11 protein-coding genes are annotated in these 22,236 nt (G+C 39.2%); 3 read left to right on the forward strand and 8 right to left on the reverse strand.

Annotated features, from left to right (window positions below):
• Nucleotides 1-21: 21 nt before the first annotated feature.
• The 6 genes from OLW01_RS15960 to OLW01_RS15985 form a co-directional block, all read right to left on the reverse strand.
• Nucleotides 22-3,039 (reverse strand): TonB-dependent receptor, encoded by a 3,018-nt coding sequence (locus tag OLW01_RS15960; RefSeq protein ID WP_268076552.1) that lies wholly within the window; start codon nucleotides 3,037-3,039, stop codon nucleotides 22-24.
• A 45-nt stretch (nucleotides 3,040-3,084) separates the two neighbouring features.
• Nucleotides 3,085-5,403: a hypothetical protein gene (locus OLW01_RS15965; RefSeq protein WP_268076553.1), complete on the reverse strand. Its 2,319-nt coding sequence runs from the start codon at nucleotides 5,401-5,403 to the stop codon at nucleotides 3,085-3,087.
• 206 nt (nucleotides 5,404-5,609) lie between these two features.
• Nucleotides 5,610-7,160, reverse strand: a complete 1,551-nt coding sequence (locus OLW01_RS15970) for a sulfatase family protein (RefSeq protein ID WP_428980199.1) — start codon at nucleotides 7,158-7,160, stop codon at nucleotides 5,610-5,612.
• Nucleotides 7,161-7,205: 45 nt separating this feature from the next.
• Complete coding sequence (locus tag OLW01_RS15975) at nucleotides 7,206-8,177, reverse strand: glycoside hydrolase family 43 protein (RefSeq protein ID WP_268076554.1); 972 nt, start codon at nucleotides 8,175-8,177, stop codon at nucleotides 7,206-7,208.
• A complete protein-coding gene (locus OLW01_RS15980) occupies nucleotides 8,167-11,142 on the reverse strand; it encodes a glycoside hydrolase family protein (protein ID WP_268076555.1) in 2,976 nt (991 codons plus the stop codon). The genes OLW01_RS15975 and OLW01_RS15980 overlap by 11 nt, the downstream gene beginning before the upstream one ends.
• Before the next feature lie 61 nt (nucleotides 11,143-11,203).
• A complete protein-coding gene (locus OLW01_RS15985; RefSeq protein ID WP_268076556.1) occupies nucleotides 11,204-14,011 on the reverse strand; it encodes a TonB-dependent receptor in 2,808 nt (935 codons plus the stop codon).
• 322 nt (nucleotides 14,012-14,333) lie between these two features.
• On the opposite strand from OLW01_RS15985, the gene OLW01_RS15990 reads away from it, so the two are divergent.
• From OLW01_RS15990 to OLW01_RS16000, 3 genes are all read left to right on the forward strand, one after another.
• On the forward strand, nucleotides 14,334-15,509 hold the full coding sequence (locus OLW01_RS15990) for a family 43 glycosylhydrolase (protein WP_268076557.1): 1,176 nt from the start codon (nucleotides 14,334-14,336) through the stop codon (nucleotides 15,507-15,509).
• Nucleotides 15,510-15,578: 69 nt separating this feature from the next.
• Nucleotides 15,579-16,811, forward strand: a complete 1,233-nt coding sequence (locus OLW01_RS15995; protein ID WP_268076558.1) for an aldose epimerase family protein — start codon at nucleotides 15,579-15,581, stop codon at nucleotides 16,809-16,811.
• 24 nt (nucleotides 16,812-16,835) lie between these two features.
• Nucleotides 16,836-18,296: a sulfatase family protein gene (locus tag OLW01_RS16000; RefSeq protein ID WP_268076559.1), complete on the forward strand. Its 1,461-nt coding sequence runs from the start codon at nucleotides 16,836-16,838 to the stop codon at nucleotides 18,294-18,296.
• Nucleotides 18,297-18,325: 29 nt separating this feature from the next.
• Here the strand turns inward: OLW01_RS16000 and OLW01_RS16005 are convergent, their stop codons facing one another.
• The gene (locus OLW01_RS16005) at nucleotides 18,326-18,892 is read right to left on the reverse strand and encodes a PEP-CTERM sorting domain-containing protein (RefSeq protein ID WP_268076560.1); all 567 of its coding nucleotides are present in this window, start codon (nucleotides 18,890-18,892) and stop codon (nucleotides 18,326-18,328) included.
• A gap of 137 nt (nucleotides 18,893-19,029) precedes the next feature.
• Nucleotides 19,030-22,071: a BNR-4 repeat-containing protein gene (locus tag OLW01_RS16010; RefSeq protein ID WP_268076561.1), complete on the reverse strand. Its 3,042-nt coding sequence runs from the start codon at nucleotides 22,069-22,071 to the stop codon at nucleotides 19,030-19,032.
• Nucleotides 22,072-22,236: the final 165 nt, after the last annotated feature.

Consider the following 22,236-nt stretch of genomic DNA (forward strand, 5'->3'; position numbering starts at 1 on the left):
CTTTAAAATTTGAACTCTTGCTTAAAAAGTTGCACGAATACCAACGCTATAAAAACGACCCGTATTAGTAATATCGTTTGGTAGTTGTAAGTTGTTTGGATTGCGAACATCCAAATGATAACTTTCAATATTTGAATCAGTTAAATTCGTAACACTACCCAGTAAACGTACATTTTTAGCTAATTTAAAATTAACGGTTAAATCCAACTGCCCATCAGGTCTGATTTGTTCAGCGGTTGCGTTTCCCGCTAAGCGACGGTTATATGCGCTTTGGCGCTGCCAAGCAAAGCGCACTGAACCATATTGACCCTCATGATACAAAATGATGTTTTCCATATACTCAGAAACATTAACAGCGCGGGCAATTACTACATCTCTTTCACCGGTCATCAATGGCGAAAACGCATCATCCACTGCATTGGTATCATTCACAGACCAATTAGCCTCTACGCCAAACCCATCGAAATTTGCAGGTAAAAAAGTAAAAGCATGACGATATGAAAACTCCAGTCCTTGAAACCAGTAATTCGTATCAGCATTGACAGGCGTTCGAATTTCAACCGGTGCAGTTGTTGTATCCGTGCTGTTTGGATCTCTTGAGCGATCAAACTCCATCTCTTCACGAGTTAACGCTTCAGTTAAGTAAGCGCCCACTTTTTTATAATAATAAGCAAGCGATAATGACATATCTTGATTCGGATACCACTCAAGTGATAAGTCAGCCTGATTAGCAGTAAAGGGATCCAACGCGGGTTGGCCTTCTTTGATCATCACAGCTTCTGCCGAATTTGCGCCTACGTTGACTGAGCGTGTGCTGGATAAATCACTAAAAGGGGCACGTGATAAAGTACGCGCTGCAGCTAAACGCAAATACCATTCACTCGTTAATTCTACATTCAGATTCAATGAAGGTAATAATTCAGCATAGGAATGTGTTTTAGTCACTGGGACTAAGTCCGTATCACCTTGCTCAATGATATAGTTTTCTAACCCTTCTTCCCCGCCACCTGGAATAACAATTAAAGAATCTAATTCAGGTACAACCGCTGTTGAGGTCACGTCAGTATAAACATAACGAGCGCCTGCATTACCGGTCACATAAAAGTCAAATAAATCAAATTCAAAATTAGCCTGCGTATAGGCTGCATAACTTTTTTCGGTTAAATCAAAATTGGTTACCAAGTCATAAGTCAAAGTTTGGTTTTCAAAAAAGTCACCGGCCACATTAGGCGTCTTAGCATCACTTTTTGCTTTAGCTAATAAGGTATCTACATCCCAAATTGGCCACATGGGGGTGTAATCCAATGCAATCATGTCGCCGTTATATGCAGCGACTGCTTGGCCATCTCGTTTCTTGTCACCAAAAACATCAAAAAAGCTGTTAAAAGGGAAATCTGACGTTTCAATAAAGTCTGAAGACAATTGTGGTCGCTCTCCTGGCTCCAATCCGTTCTCACCATTTTCATCGTTTCGACCATAAAAATATCGATCACGGTTAGTGGCGCGTTTAGCGTTGTGCTCTTCCACGCGAACACCAAATTCAAGCGAACGCAAATGATCACCGTCAAGTGTCCATTGGGCATCAAACCGAGCTGATAATATTTTATCTTCGGTGTTATCTTTCAGATCTAAAACACTCTCAACACCCCACTGTGTTGGGTCTTCAACACCGGGATCAAAACCTAAAATCAGATTGCCTTTTTCACTCATGTCAAAAGCAGACCAGCGCCGGAAGTTAACATCACCACGAATATCCTGAATGGCCTGATCATAACCAATTTCATTGTTGGTTCGCATCGCCGCAATTAAAGTTGGATTGGTTCTGTCTCGACCTGACCATGAATAGCTTAAATCACCTGAAAATTTCCAGTCTTCTTTAAACCATTCACCGGTCAGACCTAAATTAATTGTTTCATCCTGATTTAAATTCGGATTTACAAAATTGGTAATTAAAGAACGGCCCAGTGTCATTCCCAATAAATTATTGGTTTGGGAATCCACCATCGCATGTGCAGATGTTTCAGGGCCTAAATTATAAACCCCTAAATTAGAGACAACTAATCGGTTATTTTTGGTAAAAGTATCTTGTTTAATATAAGCAGCATCAAAGATCAGCTTAGTATCTTCGTTAGGTCTATACTCAATCACCCCCATCACAGCATTGCGGTCTATATTTTGCTCAAGCGTGTCGTAACTAAGTGCATTAGGCAAAACTTCTAAAATGTTATTTTGATCAATATCGTTACGAATATAATCAAAGTTTAAAATTTTATCTTCGCTATAACCTCTTTGACCACCGAGACCTGAACGAGCTTGAACATTAGCGCCTCTCACACGGTAAGTTGGTATATCTTGATTTAAAGCAGCCCAGCCAACCGCAACACCTAATTTATTGTCCATTAATTGATCGATGTAACTGAGTGAACCACGCCAGCCAACATCATCTTGAGTGTCAACCTCTGATGCGTTGCTATTACCCAAGGCTCTAAATACGCCTGTAACTGTCGATTTTTTACGATCTAACGGACGAATGGTCTCCATTTCAATCGTACCGGCAACGCCCCCTTCAATCATTTTAGCTTGAGGCGTTTTAGCAACCTGAACCCGATTGATAAGCTCTGAGGGTAAGCGTCCTAATGCAACACGGCGTGAACCCTGATTCGTTGTAGTTAGTACACGGCCATTTAATGTCGTTAATGTCAGATCTGGGCCTAAACCCCGAATTGATGCAGTATCAGCTTGCCCGCCTTCAGAAGTTTGCACGGTAATACCAGCAATACGGCTAATTGAATCGGCAATTGAAACATCTGGCAACTGGCCGATATCCTCTGCACTAATCCCGTCGATAATATTGGCCGCCGCTCGCTTTCGAAGAATAGATTCATGCACCGAAGCTCTAACCCCGGTTACTTTAATCGTTTCCACTTCTTCGTTGATTTCATTGTCATTTGGTTCAGCAGCAAAAGATGGTGTATTTAACGCGGCTAATACACCAAAAGCTAAACCGTTTAATGCAAATTTTTTATTTAATATTTTCATAAAGTCCCCTTAGAAGTGTGATTAATCACACCTCAGGTATCTAGATTATTCTTTGGTGACAAAAACTCTTTCGCCAGTTTGCAAGTCAATTGCGAGTACGCCGCCTAGGTTTTGTCCATCTGGGCCTTTTAAGCCGGTGTCTGTAACAAATGCATATTCACTGTGTGAAGGAACCACCATACCATCACCCCGTAATAAGGTATTGGCACCGTCGTTTGAGAGTTCTGTTATGGTTTGATTACCGTCTAAAGAGACGCTATACACCACATCAGGAATGGTTGAAGCTGGGTTTTTGCTGGTATAGTCAATTACAATTAATTGATCTCGCTTCGCGTCATATCCAGCAACCGCAGGCTGTACAAAAACAGGCGCTGCATCTGGGTTTGCGAGCCATTGCGAGACGGCTCCACCGCTATAATCCATGCTGAATAAATCATCAATCTCATTCGCCCAGCTAGGTAAAATCACAAAAAAGGCAGCCCGCCCCCCCTTTGCTGGAATCAAAACAGCCTGCTCAGGTTGAAATCCAATATCATCTTCGCTCAATTGCGCAACTGCACCACTGGTTAAATCAATTTCAAAAATACGTTTTTGATCTTTCGTTGGCAGTAAGACACGATTGCTGTCAGTATCCAATGAAAGTTCTTGAGTGGTTAGATTTAAGCCCGTTTCAATTCCCGTATTTACCCACTCAAAATCTGGTCCTAACGCAGTTGTACTATCGCTATGGTCTACTGGAATTTTGTAAATTTTGTCGGTTTGCCAAGCGGATGGGTAGACAAAACCTTTATCAACAAAAATACCGCGAGAGTGGTTCCAAGTATTGCTGTTGCCTCCAAATTGGCCTGCGAATAAACTGCGAGTACCTGTGGCTAGGTCAACTTTAATCACACCTCGATTAATTGCACCGTTGGCACCACGGTGGGTAACAAACAACTGATTTGTTTGTTCGTCTATATCAACCGCTGTGGTAATAAACATTATATTATTGCCATCCACGCCGTTTGCTGCAGGGTAGGGATCAGCCGCATCGCCTTTTCTAATTTGCACTGAGGCTAAACTCGGGTTGGCTTCGTTAGTCACATCAAGTGTGTCGGTTGCCGTGGCGTAAATTAAATTTTCACCAGCAGTTAAACTGACAGATGCGCCCCAAGAGCCGTCTGACAATAAACTCGCTGCTTGTTCGTTTAACAAATTACCATTGATGTCTTTAACGATAATTTTCACGCTCTGAATATCAGCGCCCGCTTCAAGCGCTTCGGCCGATGCACGCACAGTGATTGAATCACCAGAACTAAAGCCCACTTTAGGCGGAAATAAAATGCCCGTTGTCGGCTGCGCCGTATCCGCTTTGGTTGTTACCTCAAAAGTTTTAGTCACATCCCCTATTGTCAAATTGGCAGTTTCAATTTCACCCGCTTGTGCACTACTCATCACTCGGACTTTAATACGTTGACCATTTTCGACTTGCCTTGCGGTATTAGTATAGTCCGCATCATCAATACTGAATTCACCATTTTCGATTTTCACATCAGCTTGCGTATTTAAACCAGAAATTGTCACCACTTCAGATTCAACCCAAACTGATTTTTTTGCGCCCGCAACAGGGGTAAAAACAAAATCGTCAGGAGTAACATCAGCCATTGCGGTTGCGGTAAAGCTGGTTTCAAATTCACCCACTGTAACGGTTGCTGTTGCGGTGTCGCCAATTTGATTCAAACCACTCACTGCGAGGGTTAAGCTGTCGTTATTGCTAATAGACAAACCGTCTAAATTGCTCAGGGGCTGGTCATTTAATCTAAACTCGCCACCACTGACTGAAATAGGTAACGCATTTGTCAAACCCGTAACTGTCACTGTATCCGATAATATGATTTGCTCTGCCGAAAATTCAGTCAAATTTTTTGATGCAAAACTAAATGCATCAGGCATTTTAGCTGTAGGAGATAATTTAGTGGTGACACTTGAACTGGCTTGGTAATCCCCTAAGGTTAATACCCCAGTGACCCTTGTTGCATATTCATCAGAAGCGAGCATTCTGGCAGTTATCGTCTGCCCATTCCGCACCATTCTGGCCGTGTTAGAAAAATCATCTCCAGCGACTGAAAACTCTAATTTACCGCTGGCTGTAACCTTAACTTCGTTTTCTATTCCTTCAACGACAAACGACCCAATGGAAACGATATCCTTAGGCTCAACATTTTCTTTAGATGTTAAAATAAAAAACTCTGGTGTAATATCCTGCTCCATATTTTGTTTAGAGCTATCTTTTGTTTCCACTTCATCGCTACAAGCAGCTAAAATAGAAAGAGACATGATGCAAGGTAGTAAAAAAACCTTTTTAAAACTCATATTATTATTCATAACAATTACTCTTATTAAGCACAAATACAAACAAAACTATTACAAACTATATACAACTAACACACTTAACGCAAACGGTTTCCCTTATTTTTGTAAGTACTTTGTTCTTTATTTTATCTAAGAGAAAGTGGTGCTTATCTAATGCTTTTAAAATAAAAAGCGGCCTAACTAACGACCGCACTTAAATAGAAAAATAAACCGATTGGTTATTTTTTATTGACAATTTCGGTTATCTTATCGGCTAAACGTTTTGCGATTTCAGGGTTTTGTTCAATCACATTATTTTGTTCTTGCCAATCTGTTGATAAATCATAAAGTTCAGCTGTATCAGAAATACCGGTTTCTACTGTTTTATTTGCTAGCCAGTCTGGCGTATCACCAGTAAACGGGGCAATATACTTCCAGTTCCCTTCTCTGATAGAAAGCGTAAATGATTCCTCCAACATGTAGTCTCGACCTTTTGCATTAGCGTCTAAAAAAGCAGGTAAAATATTACGGCTGTCAAATGCTTCATCAGCTGGCAAATCGAGTCCAATTAACTCCGCCATAGAACGATAAATATCAATTTGACTGATTAAAGCATCACTCTCTCCAGGATTTTTTAAACCATTCGGGTAAGTAACAATCATAGGTACACGAGTGCCTGCTTCATAAGCACTATATTTACCACCCCGGAAGCCAGCTGCAGGATCATGATCACCTATCATTTCCACTGCACCGTCAGCATAACCATCATCCAAAACAGGGCCATTATCACTTGAGAAAATAATTAAGGTATTTTCATACAAACCTTGTGCTTTAAGTTCTTGTACAATTTGACCAGTCATCCAGTCCATTTGAACAATTGCATCCCCACGTCGACCCATTGACGTTTTTCCAACAAACATATCGTGTGGTGCTCTTGGTACGTGAATATCATTAAACGGAAAAAACAACATAAAAGGTTGCTCTTTATTCTCTCGAATAAATTGCTTAGCTTTGTCCGTAAATACAAATGGAAAATCTTCATCTTTCCATTCTGCAGATTTGCCGCCTTTCATCCAACCAATACGGCTAATACCATTAACAATAGTTCGACTGTGCTGTAAATCAGCTTGCATTTTTAATAAGTCAGGACGCTCTGTACCCACAGGTCGCTCGCCAATACGCTTTTCATAGCTGACTTCAATTGGATCATTGGGATCCAACCCCACCACATCATGATTCTCTAGATAAACGGTAGGTACCCTGTCGCCCGTAGCTGGAATTAAGAAGCTATAATCAAAACCGAGTTCAATTGGGCCGGGTTTAACAGGCTTATTCCAATCAACAAAACCATCTCCTAAGCCTAAATGCCATTTACCTACTACTGCAGTTTTATAACCTGCTCTTTTAAACATTTTAGGTAACGTTGGTTTAGTATGATCAATAATCAATGGTGCATCACCTGGTAAAATGGCAGCTTCACGTCTAAATGCATATTGCCCAGTTAACATAGAGTATCGAGATGGGGTACAGGTTGCAGCCGAACTATGCGCATCGGTATAACGGATCCCTTCTTGCGCCAACGCATCTACATTAGGTGTATTAACTTGTGTCGCACCATAGCTACTTAAATCACCGTAACCTAAATCATCAACATAAAAAATGACTACATTTGGTTTTTTATCGACCGTTTCAGCCGTGACCATATCCGCTGGAGAATTGTCGGCACAGGCCATTAATCCTAATGCAGGTAAGGCGCATGTCAGAATGCTTTTAAGTTTAAAATTAAACATCTATATTTCCTCAATTATAACTTTTGGTTGTCATACTGGTAAAAATTAATTTGCTATTTCCGTCTGAATCAAACTCGACGGCTTTACTCTGAGTTGATCAATACCATCATCCGCGGCTACAAATTCCAGCTCTACTATCATCGTTTTACGTGGGTGGACTTGGTTTTCATTGGCATGTGCATGAAAAACATAATAAATTTTGTTATCTTTTCCAGTGAAAACATCACCATGACCCGTACCATCTAAGCCAATATTAGCTTGACTCAGAATGGGGTTGCCTTGATAACGCGTCCACGGTCCCATAGGGCTCTTGGCTGTTGCATATCCCACTGCATATTCATCAGCCATAAAGTGGTTAGCCGAGTAAAGTAAATAGTAATTATCTTTATGCTTAATAACTGTGGGACCTTCTGCCACTGTCGGAATTCGGTTTTTAAAAACACCAGACATTTCCCATGTTTTTTTCTGTGGGCTCAGGCAATGGGTTAATGTATTAGCTTTAATGCTTGATAAATCACTTTTCATTTCAGCAACATATATATGATTACCTTTATTTAAACGCACATGAAACAAATACACTTTGCCGTCATCATCAAAAAAAACGAATGGGTCAATTTGCCTTTTGTCCGGTTCAAAAGCACCTAACTGAGGCCGAGTAAAAGGCCCTTTTGCTGAATTAGATTGAGCAATGGCAATTCTTTCATTTGCGGTGTAAGCAAGAAAATACTGATGGTTGTGCTTAAATACTTGGGGCGCCCAAAAGCCTCTCTCGCCAAAAGTCTGCTCACCTTTAAACAACGCATAACCTGGCTTAGCACCAGATACGGACTTCCAACTTTTTAAATTATCAGATTCAAACACAGGAAAGCCTTGCTGAGGTGGGGCTTCAGTTCCCAACATATAATACTTATCCCCCTCCAACCAAACTGTTGGATCAGCTAAAGTAACAGGTTGCGCATATGCAAGCTGAGCCGTTATTAACCCTGAAATTAAGCACAATGCTTGTTTAAAACTCATTATTTACTCCCCTTGAAAATACATTAATATCATTAAAATAGGTTGAGCTCTCTTTACTAAATAAGCCTAACTTCACCTTTTGCTTTGGCTTTGGATCTGTAAAGTTCATCACTAATTTTTGATTAACCCAAACTAAAATTTTGCCGCTATCTCTTACCATGCGAATGCTGTTTCGAGCTTGTGCTAAATGCTCAGAATAAAATGCAAAAGGTCGGTTATTTTCCGATTTTGAAATAATTTTCAATTTGCTTGTTATCACTGGTGATTTAAGTTGATAAGTTTGATATTGCCCTGTTACAGCCTCGCTTTGGGCATTTAATGTAATGGGTTTAAAGCCGTCGTCAGTCCAAATTTGAGCGCTAATATCACCTTTTTTTGGCAATTTGAATTTTGTATTCAAAAAGCGATTATTATCTTGATTCCACAATACATTAAAGCGGTTTAACTTGACCGGATGAGAAAAGTCATAAAGGTATTCTTGTTGAGTTTTACCACTATGTTCAAAAGCTAAATAATTTTGGTGTACTAAGCTTGCTGAAGCTAACACTTGCGCTGGTTCGGCTGAATCAGCAAAACGGGCAAACCATAATTTATCGGCTAAATTTGCACCTATTTTTAATTCACTCTTATCCGCATAATGTAAATTCAAACCAAATTCAGCTTGGCTATTTAGCTCAGCTTGAGTCGCTTGCAAATTAGCTTCAATGCTCAGCAGTGCATCTCCTTTTAAAGCCCGCCCCATTAATTTCATCCCTTGTGGCTGGATTTGTAACTGAGTTTGCTGATCTTGAATATGCCATCCTTTAATATGCTGATCCCAATCTTCAAACCCTGGATTAAAAATAAAGTCATCAAACTCATTATCCGCCGAAGCACTTAACAAACCCACTGTACCAGCAGAGTTAATTGACTCAAATTGAATAGGTTCAGATTGGTTTAACCAAAATTGATTTAATTTTACACGTACCTCATTTTCATTTTTATAAAACTCAATGAAGTGAAGCTGATTCTCGAATTGAGTCAATGGGCTTTCACTTGACATAAATTCAAACGCCTTTGGTAAGGGGACTTTTTTCACTTCAATCTTTTTACCATACTTAACTCGTTCAATAATGAGTTCATGCGACTGCTTCGATAATGAGGCTTGTAAATAATTTTGCTCATCTTGATACCAAACTAAAATTTTAGCGGTATCAGGGCTTTGCTCAGAAAAACGGATCCCTACATGGAGATAATAATGAGCATGATGCGCTATATTTTGAGAAATTAGTAATGGCTTGTTTGGCAATAATTGCAACGCGGCTCGATTTATTTGATAAGCAGTTGGGCTTTGCCAATGTGCTGGTAAGCTTGCCTTTGTAAATCTATCTAACACATAAGGCATTGTATGAGCTAAAGGTAGATTCTTTGATTGAGTACCTGTTGCAGGAGAAACCTCAACTCTATCATCAAAAAAGTAGACTCGCTCAAGCCCTTGCCCACTTTCGCCATTGTAAAATGCTTTGCCAGATAACCAATATTCAAAGCCATTTAACCCTCGAAAAATATTAGGTTGAGAAAATCCTGTAATGTCATCTTGAATTGCTTGTTCTGTCATATACAGACCAAAATCAACAAAATTAAAGCCATTTTGTTTTTTTGATATTTCGGCCGTAATCACATTTTGTCCTTTATTCAGATATTGTTTATCTAAAGTCATATTGGCATACGAGTTCATCCGCTGATTATGTTTATCAATAATCGTATGCCCATTCACCTTTATCTCACCTTTTCCTTCATAACGATAACGTAGCACTGCTAATTCATCTAGCTGATCCAGTGTAAATAATTTACGCATATAAACGGTATTTGCTTTATTACCCCAATTGGTATGCAGCCCCCGGATATCAACTCTTCTGTCCTGTAATGGAAAACCTAACCCGCCATATAAGGCTTGCCAATCTTTATCCAAACGATAATTCACATTTGTCCATTTAACCCCCAAATCATCGACTTTCGGCTGCTTAAAGCTTGCTTGTTTTATTCCGGCGCCATGTTCAGATGTTGGGAAAATAGGTTTCCAATCGATCAGTTGTCGTTCAAAATTTCGGCCGATTAAAGGAGTAGGCAATTTGGTCCTGTTATTAAAATCAGTTACCTTATCTGCAATGGCGACGCCTATTTGATACTGCCCAATTCTGGCAGACATGACATTGCCAACAAAAAATAAATAATTTTTGTCTCGAGCATAAAAGGCTTTAGGCCCTTCAAAATTCTTCTTATCGTAAAAAAAGTGTTCCCCCGGCTCACCCCAAATCGCGAGTTTTAAATTCTCTTGGCCTTTGGCTTTAATCTCGGCTTCAGATTGCAGTGGAGAATCCGCTTTGGCCATTAAAATGGCAGGCCCCTCATAAGGCTGATTTACCTCTATTGGGTTTGGTTCTAATGCATTGACTTTACGGATATAATAAAGCTGCCCTGTACGATCTATGTAATATTCAGGATCAATACCTCTGCTATGCGGGAGCTCTGTGCTTGCATGATAAAACGCATTCTTTTTGCCTAGCTTAACATCGTCAATACTAGCATAGCTTTGTCCAACTCCGTTAAATGCATAAAAAACGAATCCATTCCAATGAAATAATCCACCAGCTCCAAATCTAGGATAAGTTTCAGTGCTGAACCCTTTGCTTTTAATAAAATTAAACTTTGGATCTAATGTCCACTCTGGCGCCCCTTTCATGGTTAACATTTGGGCATGCTGCTGCCAATCAGTTAGGTTATCAGATGACCACAAATTCCCTTTAGTGCCAGTGCCAATTAAATAGAATTCACTACCAATACGCTCCATTGCCGCATCATATGCCGGAATTTTCTTTTGGTTTTGATCCAATAAAAAATTGGCTCTTAAATTTAATGTTTGTGCATTAACAACTCCAACAAAAGAGAAACAGGCACAACATAAAAAGAGCGTCTTTAAAAACATAACTAATTCCCCATTAAGAAGCAGAAATAAACGAATCATTTATTTCTGCTTTTAATGATTTTTACAAAGAAACTCTGACACCCAATGACACTTTTCTACCGGTAAAAGTTAACCGTTCTGTCACTTGATCATTTTGTAAGTTTCTGTCATCAAAGCGATAGCGTCGAATGTGCTCATCTGTTAGGTTTAAAACACTACCAATTAATTTAACATGTTTATTAATGGTATAACCAAACGTCATATCCAATTGACCATCATCTTGTGTCTGATAGGAACTATTAAAGTCATCAACCCGAGTATATGGGCTTTGATATTGCCAAGCTAAGCGAACAGAAACTGGCCCTTTTTCATAAAAACCAATTAAATTATAAACTTCGTCTGATACTTCGTTAGCATCCACAGTCACTGGCGCCCCAGCAATGCCAGCCCCTTGTTCAGTTGCATTTGTATCATTAAATGTTGCATTGGCCTGCACACCAAACCCATCAAATGGTTCAGGTAAAAAACTGAAAATTTGGTTGTACGACAACTCAAGTCCTTTAAAATACCTTGCTTTGTCTTCATTCACTAAGCGTGTAATTTCCATCGGAATCGTTAAACCATTTTGGCTAAATTCCGTTAATTCTTGAGTTTGAGTTAAATAAGCTTCTAAGTGCTTATAATAAAAAGTGGCAGCGAAAGATAAGTCTTGCTTGGGATACCATTCAAACGCAATATCAGCCTGATCTGCTGTAAAAGGCTCTAATTGAGGGCTTCCAGCGTTCACTTTTATCGTTTCGATTGCATTGCCACTGGTTGCAACAAATGAACCAGGGGTAATATCCTCAAACACTGGACGAGATATTGTTTTTGCCAATGCCGCTCTTGCTATAAAACTCGGTGTCACTTCCAAACTAGCATTAAACGCAGGCAATACATTTGTATAATCATAACTTGCATTAATAGTTTGTATGTTTTCAATATCAGCATTATCAAAAATAACATCAAACTTGCCGTCTTCATCTGCATTTTCAGACAACATAATTTTGCTAAGATCGTTACTAAAGCCTTGCGAATCAAGTTTTGTATTGACAACTCTCACCCCAAAGTTGCCTCGTAAAGGCATATCAGCGACATAAGTGTCATAATTAAGTTGAACATACGCTGCAAGTGAGTCTTCCGTTATTTTGTGTGAACGCGTGTAATCAAAATTAAGTTCTTCACCATCAACAAAAACATTATTGTCAATGTCACCATCAACCGCTTGCATCACTAAACCATATAGCTTGTTTTGATCAAAATGCGGAAATGTCGCACTTTGCTCAACACCACCAACGGTTTCCCATAACTTTTTATAGGCAAACTGTTCTCGCTCTAAATAGTCTGCACTCAAGTCTGGCCAGTTTGGTGGCGGGTTACCTTGATTAAATTTATAGTTATTCCTGTCATTATCTCTGTCTACTTGGCGGCTTTCAAAACGAACACCAGCTTCAATAGTGTCGATAAAATCACCAGAATAAGCATATGACTTAACATCAACAGAAGCTGAATTAACCCTATCTTCAGAAAATTGCTTCATATCTAGCATATTGCGTAAAGCCCAATTTTCGGGCGTTGCGAGTGAAGCGTCTGGCACTAAATAAATTTGTTCTGGGTTAAGTAGTGAAAACGACAAAGGTCGTTGAATGGCCGCGCCACCAACCCCAGCATTGGCACCAATATTAAAGGTTTTATTTAATCGATCACGACTTGATTTTGAATGACTTAAATCAAACTTAACTTCAAAATCATCTTCTATATAATTTGCCGTAAAGCCAACATTAACGGTTTCATCCAAATTATTATTAGGGTTAAGTCCGATTAAGCTATTTGCTTTACCTTCCTCAATAGACATGATTACATTCGTATTAGGATCGACATAAGCATCATCTGCGGTGGTCGCATTATTTGCAGGCGCAGGTAAAACTTCATAAATTAGCCGATTATTTTCATTTAAAGAATCTTGTTTAATCCAAGAAACATCTAATAACAAATCTAAATTGTCATTAGCAATATACTGCACAACCGCCAATACACTGTCACGTTCAGTTGAACGTTCAACCACATCGTTACTAACAGCACCAACGGTCACATCTCGAATGCCATCATTGTTAAAATCGGAGCGGCTACTGTCTCCATTACGATTTAATAAAATACCGGTTTTTCCTTCATAAGTTGGCGAGTCTTCACTTAACCCAGCCCAACCTAATGCAATACCCAGTCGGCCGTCCATAAATTGATCAACATAATTAATCGTGCCTCTCCAACCGTATTCATCCATGGTATCAATATCGCTCGCATTTTCATTATACAATCCACGAAAAACGCCACTGATTACTTGTTTTTGTCTATCAAGCGGACGAATGGTTTCTAACCCAATCGTACCTGCAACACCGCCCTCTATAGATTTAGCCATAGGCGATTTTGCAATATAGACTCGACGAACCAGTTCAGAAGGTAGCCTGCCTAAAGCCACTCTTCGACTGGCCTGATCGGTTGTTGATAAAACCCGACCATTTAAGGTGGTTAACGTTAAATCAGGTCCTAACCCTCGTACTGAAGCAAATGCAGGTTCACCATTTTGGGTGCTAAAATTAACCCCAACAATGCGTCGAATTGAATCTGCAATAGAAACATCCGGCAACTGCCCAATATCCTCTGCAGATACCCCATCGATAATATTTGCTGCGGCTTTTTTAGCATCAACCGAATCTTTTAGTGATGCTCTGACACCACTCACATGTATCACTTCAGATTGGTTTAACTCATTTTGAGCCGCAATCGCTGGAAATGACAAACTAACAGCACATATAACGCTGCTTGCAATAATTGTTTTGTTGAATTGACACATATTAAGACACCGAATTAGTAAACATTAATTTAACAACACCGCAAGTATAAACACAAACAGACCAAAATGGAAACGGTTTACCCTATTATTTAATTTGAGATAAACCAGACAACCTAAAAAAACCCAAATAAATCGTCACAAATAGATAATAAAGACTAAACAACAGCTTTAAAACAGCTAAAATAAAAAGAAAGGAAAGGAAAGTTAAAAAATAAAACAAACTATGTACACGGTTTACCTTTTATTTATAATATACATATGTTACAAATAAGTATGAAAAACACTTAATCAATAAATTCTTTAGTCATTGAGATAAATTCGTATGAAAATAAATTTTTTAAATAGCTTAAAACTATCGGCGCTGATTATGAGTGCATCCATTACGATCGGTTGCCAATCTAACCCACCACAAGCTGATCACAAAAACCAACCAAGCATATCCACTAAAGCCCAAAGGTACGGGGATATAGACGTTACTCGCCCAGAATTACAAATTCCAACATCGGTCAAGCCTTTATTTGATCACTGGTTAAGGGACACCTATGTTAATCTGGGCCACGATGGTTACTACTATATGACAGGCACTGTTGGCATGCCTGGCAGAAAAACAGCTTATGATGACTCCCCAGGTGTGAAGCTTTGGCGCTCTAAAAACCTCAAAGATTGGGAAAACATGGGCGTAGTTTTTGACTTATACAAAACAGATACATGGCAAGGTGATTATCATCATGCTAACGATAAGCGTAAAGTAGACCTAAATGGTAACAAAATATCTCAAAAACGTCGTACGCTTTGGGCACCAGAAATTCACTATATTAAAAGCCAAAAAACCTACTTTATTGTTGCAAGTGTTCCAGAAAACCCAAATGGCAGAGGGTCTTATATTTTACGTAGTACCAGCGGTAAAGCAGAAGGGCCTTATGTCAATATCGAGGGTAATAAAGATGGTCCAATCTACCCAAATATAGATGGTAGCTTATTTGAGGATGATGATGGCACTGTTTATTTCATTGGACATAATCATTTCATTGCGAAAATGAAAGCCGATATGAGTGGCATTGCAGAGCCTTTTACTCGTTTAGCAGAAAAGCCATATGAAGTAGAGCCTTATATTGAAGGGGCTTATATGTTTAAAGAGGATGGAAAATATCATTTGGTACAAGCCATTTGGAGCTTTAAATTACCTGACGGCCGATTTGCCTATGATGAAGAAAAACCGGGCCGAGCATTTGAAACGCGCAAGGAAATAGGCGAAGCCAGATATAGTTACGATGTTGTTATTGCAACCGCAGACACACCTTATGGTCCATTTAGCAAAAGGTACACATCGGTTATCGGGGCTGGACACAATAACTTTTTTAAAGATAAAGATGGAAACTGGTGGTGTACTATGTTTGGTAATCCAAGAGGGGATATTTTAGAAAGAAGCTTCTTGACTAGACCTGCTATTATACCAATGCGAAAAGTAAAAGGTAAATTTTACCCAATTCAAGACTAACCCAGATATCAAATTCAAGCCACGATAAGATACTGAATCGTTCGTGGCTTATATATATGAGGTCAATTCATGTTTACTATCAGGTTACAAAAACTGGCTATATTACTGGCGATATCATTAGCTGGGTGTGGACAAGCAAACCAATCTATCGAGCAGCAAGCAAAGCAAAACCCCCAACCGGCTCAGAAAGATCAGCAACCTATTGTTGATGTTAAAGTTTGGGGTGAAACTAATGGAAAACAGATTAATTTATATACCATTAAAAATAAAAATGGCATGTCGGTCAGTGTGTCTAATTGGGGCGCTTATGTACAAAGCTTAATCGTGCCAGATAAAAATGGCCGCTTAGAGGATGTTATTTTAGGTTATGATACATGGCCGGAATACTATAATGATTGCTGCTACTCAGGTCCTATTGTTGGCCGGTTCGGTAACCGAATTGCAAAAGGCCAATTTACGATTGATGATACTACCTATAATGTCACTCGTAATAATGGGGGGCCCAATAAAGATATAAATCATTTACATGGTGGCGCTAAAGGCTTACATAAACGGGTGTGGAGTGGGAAATTAGACGGAAATAAAGTTGTTTTAAATTATTTATCTGTTGACGGAGAAGAAGGCTATCCGGGTAATTTAAACATCCAAGTCACTTATAGTTTAAACAATAACAACGAATTTAGAATAGATTATTTAGCCACTACGGATAAAAAAACGCCTGTCAACTTAACCTGGCATGCTTATTTTAATTTATCTGGAAATAATAAAGAAAATATTGAAAATCATTTACTGGCTATAAACGCAAATAAAATCACTCCCATAGATAAACTACTCATTCCAACTGGTGAATTAGCGAGTGTTGACGGCACACCATTTGATTTCAGACAAGCTCAACCCATAGCAAAAAACATAAGAACCGCTAACCAGCAACTTAAATTTGGTGGTGGGCTAGATAAACAGTATGGCGGCTATGATCATAACTGGGTTTTTAGCCAATATGACGGCACTTTAAAAAATCAAGCCTCGTTATATGAACCAATAAGTGGGCGCTATATGGAAATACTAACAAAAGAGCCAGCACTTCAATTTTATTCAGGTAATTTTATGAGTGGTGAAGTGATCGGAAAAAATGGCAAAGCAATAGAATTCAGAAATGGTTTAGCGCTGGAACCTCAAAATTATCCAGATGCGCCTAACCATCCATACTTTCCAGACTCAATTTTAACGCCCAAAGAGACTTATCAATCGACCTCAATTTATCGTTTTAGTATTAAGTCGAAAGTAACCACAACCGGTCAGTAGGCCGGTTATCATAAGGCAATAAAAATGTTTAACCATTTAAACATAATAAAAATATTAATCATTAAAGCCTATTTATTATCTGCCATTGCTTTTGCGGTAGATAAACCAAATATGCTGCTATATCTGTCAGATGATCATTCTCAAACTGATATGAGTTTATACGGTAATCCAAATATCCCGACACCGAATCTTGAGAAAATAGCTGAGGATGCCTTAGTATTCAATCATGCTTACGCAGCATCTCCAGCCTGTGCACCTAGCCGAGCGGCACTATTAACAGGTTTAATGCCGGCAAGAAATGGCGCTGAAGAAAATCATACCTACCCTCAATTATCTGAGCACATTAAAAGTTTGGTTTCATCAATGCAGGCGCAAGGGTATGAAGTGGTTGCCTTTGGTAAAGTGGCACACGGAAAAGGAAATCGGCTAAAAATATATGGGTTTGATACAATAGAAACGGTACCTGGCTTTTATCATCCTGATAATATCCAGCAAATTGAAAAAAAAGTGACTCACTATTTAAAAAATAGACAGTCTGATAAACCACTCTGCTTAATGGTTGGCGTTACTAACCCTCATGTACCCTGGTTAAGGGAAACCAGTTTTGCACAGAAGGATGTTGAGCTACCGCCTAAATTTTTAGACACCCCAGCCACCCGTCAGCATAGAGCTATGTATTATCAGCAAATAAAAGAGCTGGATGATTTTTCAGGTCGCTTAATGGATTTAAAAAATCAATATATGGGGCAAGACTCAATTTTTGTACATACCAGCGACCATGGCTCACAGTGGCCATTTGGTAAGTGGACTTTATATGATTATGGTACCCGAGTTCCGCTCATTTTTAGCTGGCCGGGTAACATTAAAAGTGGAACAACGGATGCGATGGTCAGCTTAGTAGACTTGATGCCGACTTTAATAGATATTGCTGGCGGAGCAGCCGATCAATCATTAGATGGTTACTCATTCAAAACGGTACTAATTGACCCCAAAAAGCCGCATAGAGAGGCCATATTTACAACGACGACGGGTGATACAAACAAAAATATCTATCCGAGCCGTTCTATTAGAACAAGTGAGTGGAAATTAATACATAATATACACCCTGAGTTCGCTTTCACTAACCATAGCGATTTGCTTAGACGCTTTGGCGCTGGCGCTTATTGGAATGAGTGGTGGAACCTTGCAAAATCTCACCCGGATGCGATGGCAACGATCATAGACTATTATTCAAATCCAGAGTTTGAACTGTACCAAATGAAAAAAGATAAGTGGGAGTTAACGAATATGATAAATGCCCCTCAATATCAAAATATCGCCACCAATTTAAAAAGCAGGTTGCAAAACTGGATGGAGGCTCAACATGATACCGTTAAAATGAAATATAAACCTAAACTGCTTTCAGAACCTAAGAGCTGGCAACCTGAAGGCGTTCAACTTTCAGTTGAGCAATTGAATCACCTCAAAACACAAACGATGCATTAAGTTAATCACAAAAACAGCTTAAGCTATGGTTAGGCTGTTTTTTGGATAGAGATAGATCTTTTTATATTTTTTGCTCGTTTTCGCCAAAACAAAAAACCAGCTAACAAAGGGAAGAAAGCATAAGTTTCAGGTTCTGGCACGGCAACCTGCTGCTGTTCTACTGGTATTTCACTGCCATTGACATCAGTTACAAACTGGTCAATAAGCGTAAAATCTGGCGAAGCCGTATTTGACAAAGCCGTAAATTCCGCTGCACCAAGCTTAAATGAAGTGGTTAAAGCTTCATCCCAATTCGACAAAAAGCCAACATTTAAAATGAGTAAATCTGATGCTGATGGCAAAATATAACCATCATCCAAGTAACTATTTGAAAACACTTCATTTGTTACGGTAAAACTATCAAAGGAAAACAAGCTATCATCAAAACGATATTCAACATTAAGCCAGTCAATTATTGGGTTAGCATTGTTAACGTAAAAATCAACGGTAACAATATCACCTGAGTTATAGGTAGTTTGATCGGGTTGTGTCGTAATTAACCCCGCATTGGCGTTAAAAGTTAACACCCATGCAAAAAATATCATTAGAGATTTCATTTAGTATTCCTTATTATTGATTACTCAGGTCGATTAAGCTAAACCCGAGATAAAAATGAGTTAAAATTCAGATTGGTTATTAAGCAGCTGATTCCACGACTAAAATCGTTTCACCAGCCGCTTAATCTTATTTATCATTACTGGTTGTTAGCCGCACAGCGGGCACGTGTACACAAATGAACCATGCCTCTGATGTCACGAGTATTGATTAAACCATCCCCATTAAAATCATAAGCCGTATCAGTAATTTCCCCTGCACGCACTGCAGCATTAAAAGTGCGCATATCCATTCGATCGACATCGCCATCTTTATCTAAATCACCTAACAAGGTCACATCTAGTAAAATACTAGCTTCGCTCATCCGATTATTGCTGTCCGTTGCCACGGCTTTTAACTCATGACTGCCCGCCGTTAATCCGAGTAAATCGTCAGCATAATCAGCAGAGCCCCAAGTAAATGGTGGTTCAAAAATTTCACGGATAAGCTCATCATTTACATATAAAATAACGCTGACAACCTCAATAGTCTCTGCCGCCGTTTGCACGTTCGTATTCACAGACAAGTTACTATAGCCTTCCGTTAATTTAATATCCGATTCAACAAAGTTGATTGTTGGCCCTGGGAGCGGTTTAACAATAAGCGTCATTTCAGCTTCACTGACTAAACCGGCACTATCTTCTGCAACCGCAGTGAATGTGTGTTTACCAACGCCTAGCGGGCTGGGATTAGGTTCATGTTTGTCTAACCACCCCATTGCGCCTAGTTCATAAGGGGCGAATGAATGACCAAAATTCCATACCGGTCTTGTATCTTTTCGAACAAAGTCTCCGTTACGGTATAAAGTGACTGACTGAATGGTTTGATCTGCAACTTGCGATTCAGCATCAAGCGTAATACTTAATTTTTCATAGCCTTCAAAAACAGTGATAGTGTCGTTTGGCCAAGTCACAATGGGAGGCTTAGGTTCGCCTTTAACAATGAGCGTCATGTTAGCTTCGCCTGTATCGCCTTCGCTATCTGTCGCTATTGCTTTAAAATCATATACCCCTTCAGTAAATGGGTTTGGGTTTGGCGCATGTGTATCTAACCACCCCATAGCACCCGTTTCATGTGGTTTTGAGCCATGACCAAATAAATAGGGCAGCGAGTCATCTACTCGCACTAATTCATCATTGATATATAAAGCAACTGACTGAATGCTTCTGCCGTCAATTTGACTAGTTGCGTCTATCGTAACCGCTAACTTTTCATAACCTGCTTCAACAATGGTTTCAGAACTAGGAAAGCTCACCACTGGCGCTTTTGATAATACGGTCAGCTGCATAGTAGCAATACTTGTTTCACCTTCACTGTCAGTTGCAACGGCTTTAAAAAAATATACACCCGGTTCCAGCGGATTTGGATTAGGAGAATGCGTATCTAACCAACCCATTGCGCCTGTTTCGTGTGGTTTAGAACCATGACCAAACAAGTACGGTAATGAGTCATCCACTCTAACTAATTCACCATCAATATACAGTGCCACAGATTCAATCGAGCGGCTTTCAAGTGGGCTGCTCGCATCAACTGTGAGTGATAATTTTTCAAAGCCTTGCTCAACAGTCTTCGTTGCAGACGGAAATGCCACTTGCGGAGCATTTGCTTCGCTTTCAAGATCTAAATCAATAATTTGTAAATGAAGAGGCTGGGTTGTCTGTAACGCACCAGCGGCACGCTCCATTAAATAGTAATAAACTTTGCCATCTTTTATATAGATAGTACCGTGATCAAATTGAATACCATCGGTTGCTTCATAAACGCGTACAAAATTATTGGTGCCGCCTTGTGCTTTTTCAACATAAGGTCGGCCATTATTTAAACCAACAATGTAAACATTATCGCCCGCGGTATATATCTCACTGGCACCGGTAAATTCAGTTGAAATAATAAAATCTTCAGCGCCCGCAGGTTTATAAGAGTGAATATAAACTTCTTCATAATCGGGGCGGTTTCTATCTGTCGAGCGTACTTTGCTAATAATATGAATGTCACCCTTAGCAGTTACCGTCCAATCAAAGCTACCAACAATATAAACTGAGTTGTCTTCTTGATGAGTAATATAATCACCCGGCTCAAATACTTTAATTTCGTCTGAATCCACTAAAGGCCAAGTCATTACCTCGCCTTGATGATTTTTCCAATCACCAAAACCCTCAGGGTGGTCTGAATACGCATAATACACCCCATTTTGGTATTTATATTTGTCATTGTTGTCGCTAGAGCGTTGCTGAAAACCAACACGAAGTTTGCCATTGACATACTTCATATTTCCATAAAGTCCCCAGTTATATTCATTACCGTGGGATTTTTGGTTATTATGGTTAAATTTAGTAAAGGTTGACCACTTTTGGTTTTGAGCATCGTAACGATTAAATACATAAGCGCCGTTATTATTTCCACCTAAGCGCATATAAAGCAATAACGTGCCATCTGTTGTCGTAAAAAACTTAGGGTAAGTTAAACGCGAAAAATTTCCTTTATCAGATAAATCACCTGTCATCGTTAAGTGTTTATAATCGTCAGGGCCTTGGCTGACCGCACTGGTATCTTTTACGAATTGATTTAAGGTAAATTCTTCATCTGGCACTTCAGCTGCGCCCGCCGCGCTATAAGAATAACGGAAAAAATCATCTTTAAATTTGCCGCCATGATTATTATTATCATAAGCGTGCATATCATAAACCATATGAATAGTGCCATTAACCGGGCTAACCGCTAAACCTATGGTATTATGCGACTCCCCTACTAACGGATCACCTCTAAAGCCGGTATGTTGATGCGGAAATTCAATGGTTTTAACTGAACCTGTTTGAGTGTTATAGCGAGATAACATAACATGCCGATCGGTTTTCCCCCCTCGATACCAGGTCATAAAAACATAATGTTTATAGGTTTTAACTGCATCGCCATGAGCCGATATATTACGACCAAAGAAAAAATCATAAGTATCAGTGGATGTGTCTGGATTACCGACATTGTTGTAGTCTAAATCCTGACCATTAAAATGTAAGCCAAGATCTGTAATTTTAACCTGATCTTCTAATGTAACGGTGGCATTAGCTGTGGCAGTAAAGAGTAGACAGGCAAAAGAAAATTGCTTTAAATATCGTAGCGCTAAATAGCGCGTTAATTGTTTCATATTGATTCCTCATTCAATCTTCAACATATTAGTTTACTTATTTTTTGATTTAAGCTACCACTAAACAACCAACCAAAATCAAGCACAATGGATCACTAAAAACCTAAAAGTAGCACTAATAATAAAAATAACAAACTAAAAATTAACAAAAAACCTAAATAAAAA

Origin of the sequence: Catenovulum adriaticum, assembly GCF_026725475.1 — a bacterium.
Classification (GTDB): Bacteria; Pseudomonadota; Gammaproteobacteria; order Enterobacterales; family Alteromonadaceae; genus Catenovulum; species Catenovulum adriaticum.

Coding starts and splice junctions, on each gene's coding strand:
- OLW01_RS15965 (WP_268076553.1), bottom strand. CDS start 5,403: ATGAATAATAATATGAGTTTTAAAAAGGTTTTTTTACTACCTTGCATC.
- OLW01_RS15975 (WP_268076554.1), bottom strand. CDS start 8,177: ATGAGTTTTAAACAAGCATTGTGCTTAATTTCAGGGTTAATAACGGCT.
- OLW01_RS15985 (WP_268076556.1), bottom strand. CDS start 14,011: ATGTGTCAATTCAACAAAACAATTATTGCAAGCAGCGTTATATGTGCT.
- OLW01_RS15960 (WP_268076552.1), bottom strand. CDS start 3,039: ATGAAAATATTAAATAAAAAATTTGCATTAAACGGTTTAGCTTTTGGT.
- OLW01_RS16000 (WP_268076559.1), top strand. CDS start 16,836: ATGTTTAACCATTTAAACATAATAAAAATATTAATCATTAAAGCCTAT.
- OLW01_RS16010 (WP_268076561.1), bottom strand. CDS start 22,071: ATGAAACAATTAACGCGCTATTTAGCGCTACGATATTTAAAGCAATTT.
- OLW01_RS15970 (WP_428980199.1), bottom strand. CDS start 7,160: ATGTTTAATTTTAAACTTAAAAGCATTCTGACATGCGCCTTACCTGCA.
- OLW01_RS16005 (WP_268076560.1), bottom strand. CDS start 18,892: ATGAAATCTCTAATGATATTTTTTGCATGGGTGTTAACTTTTAACGCC.
- OLW01_RS15980 (WP_268076555.1), bottom strand. CDS start 11,142: ATGTTTTTAAAGACGCTCTTTTTATGTTGTGCCTGTTTCTCTTTTGTT.
- OLW01_RS15995 (WP_268076558.1), top strand. CDS start 15,579: ATGTTTACTATCAGGTTACAAAAACTGGCTATATTACTGGCGATATCA.
- OLW01_RS15990 (WP_268076557.1), top strand. CDS start 14,334: ATGAAAATAAATTTTTTAAATAGCTTAAAACTATCGGCGCTGATTATG.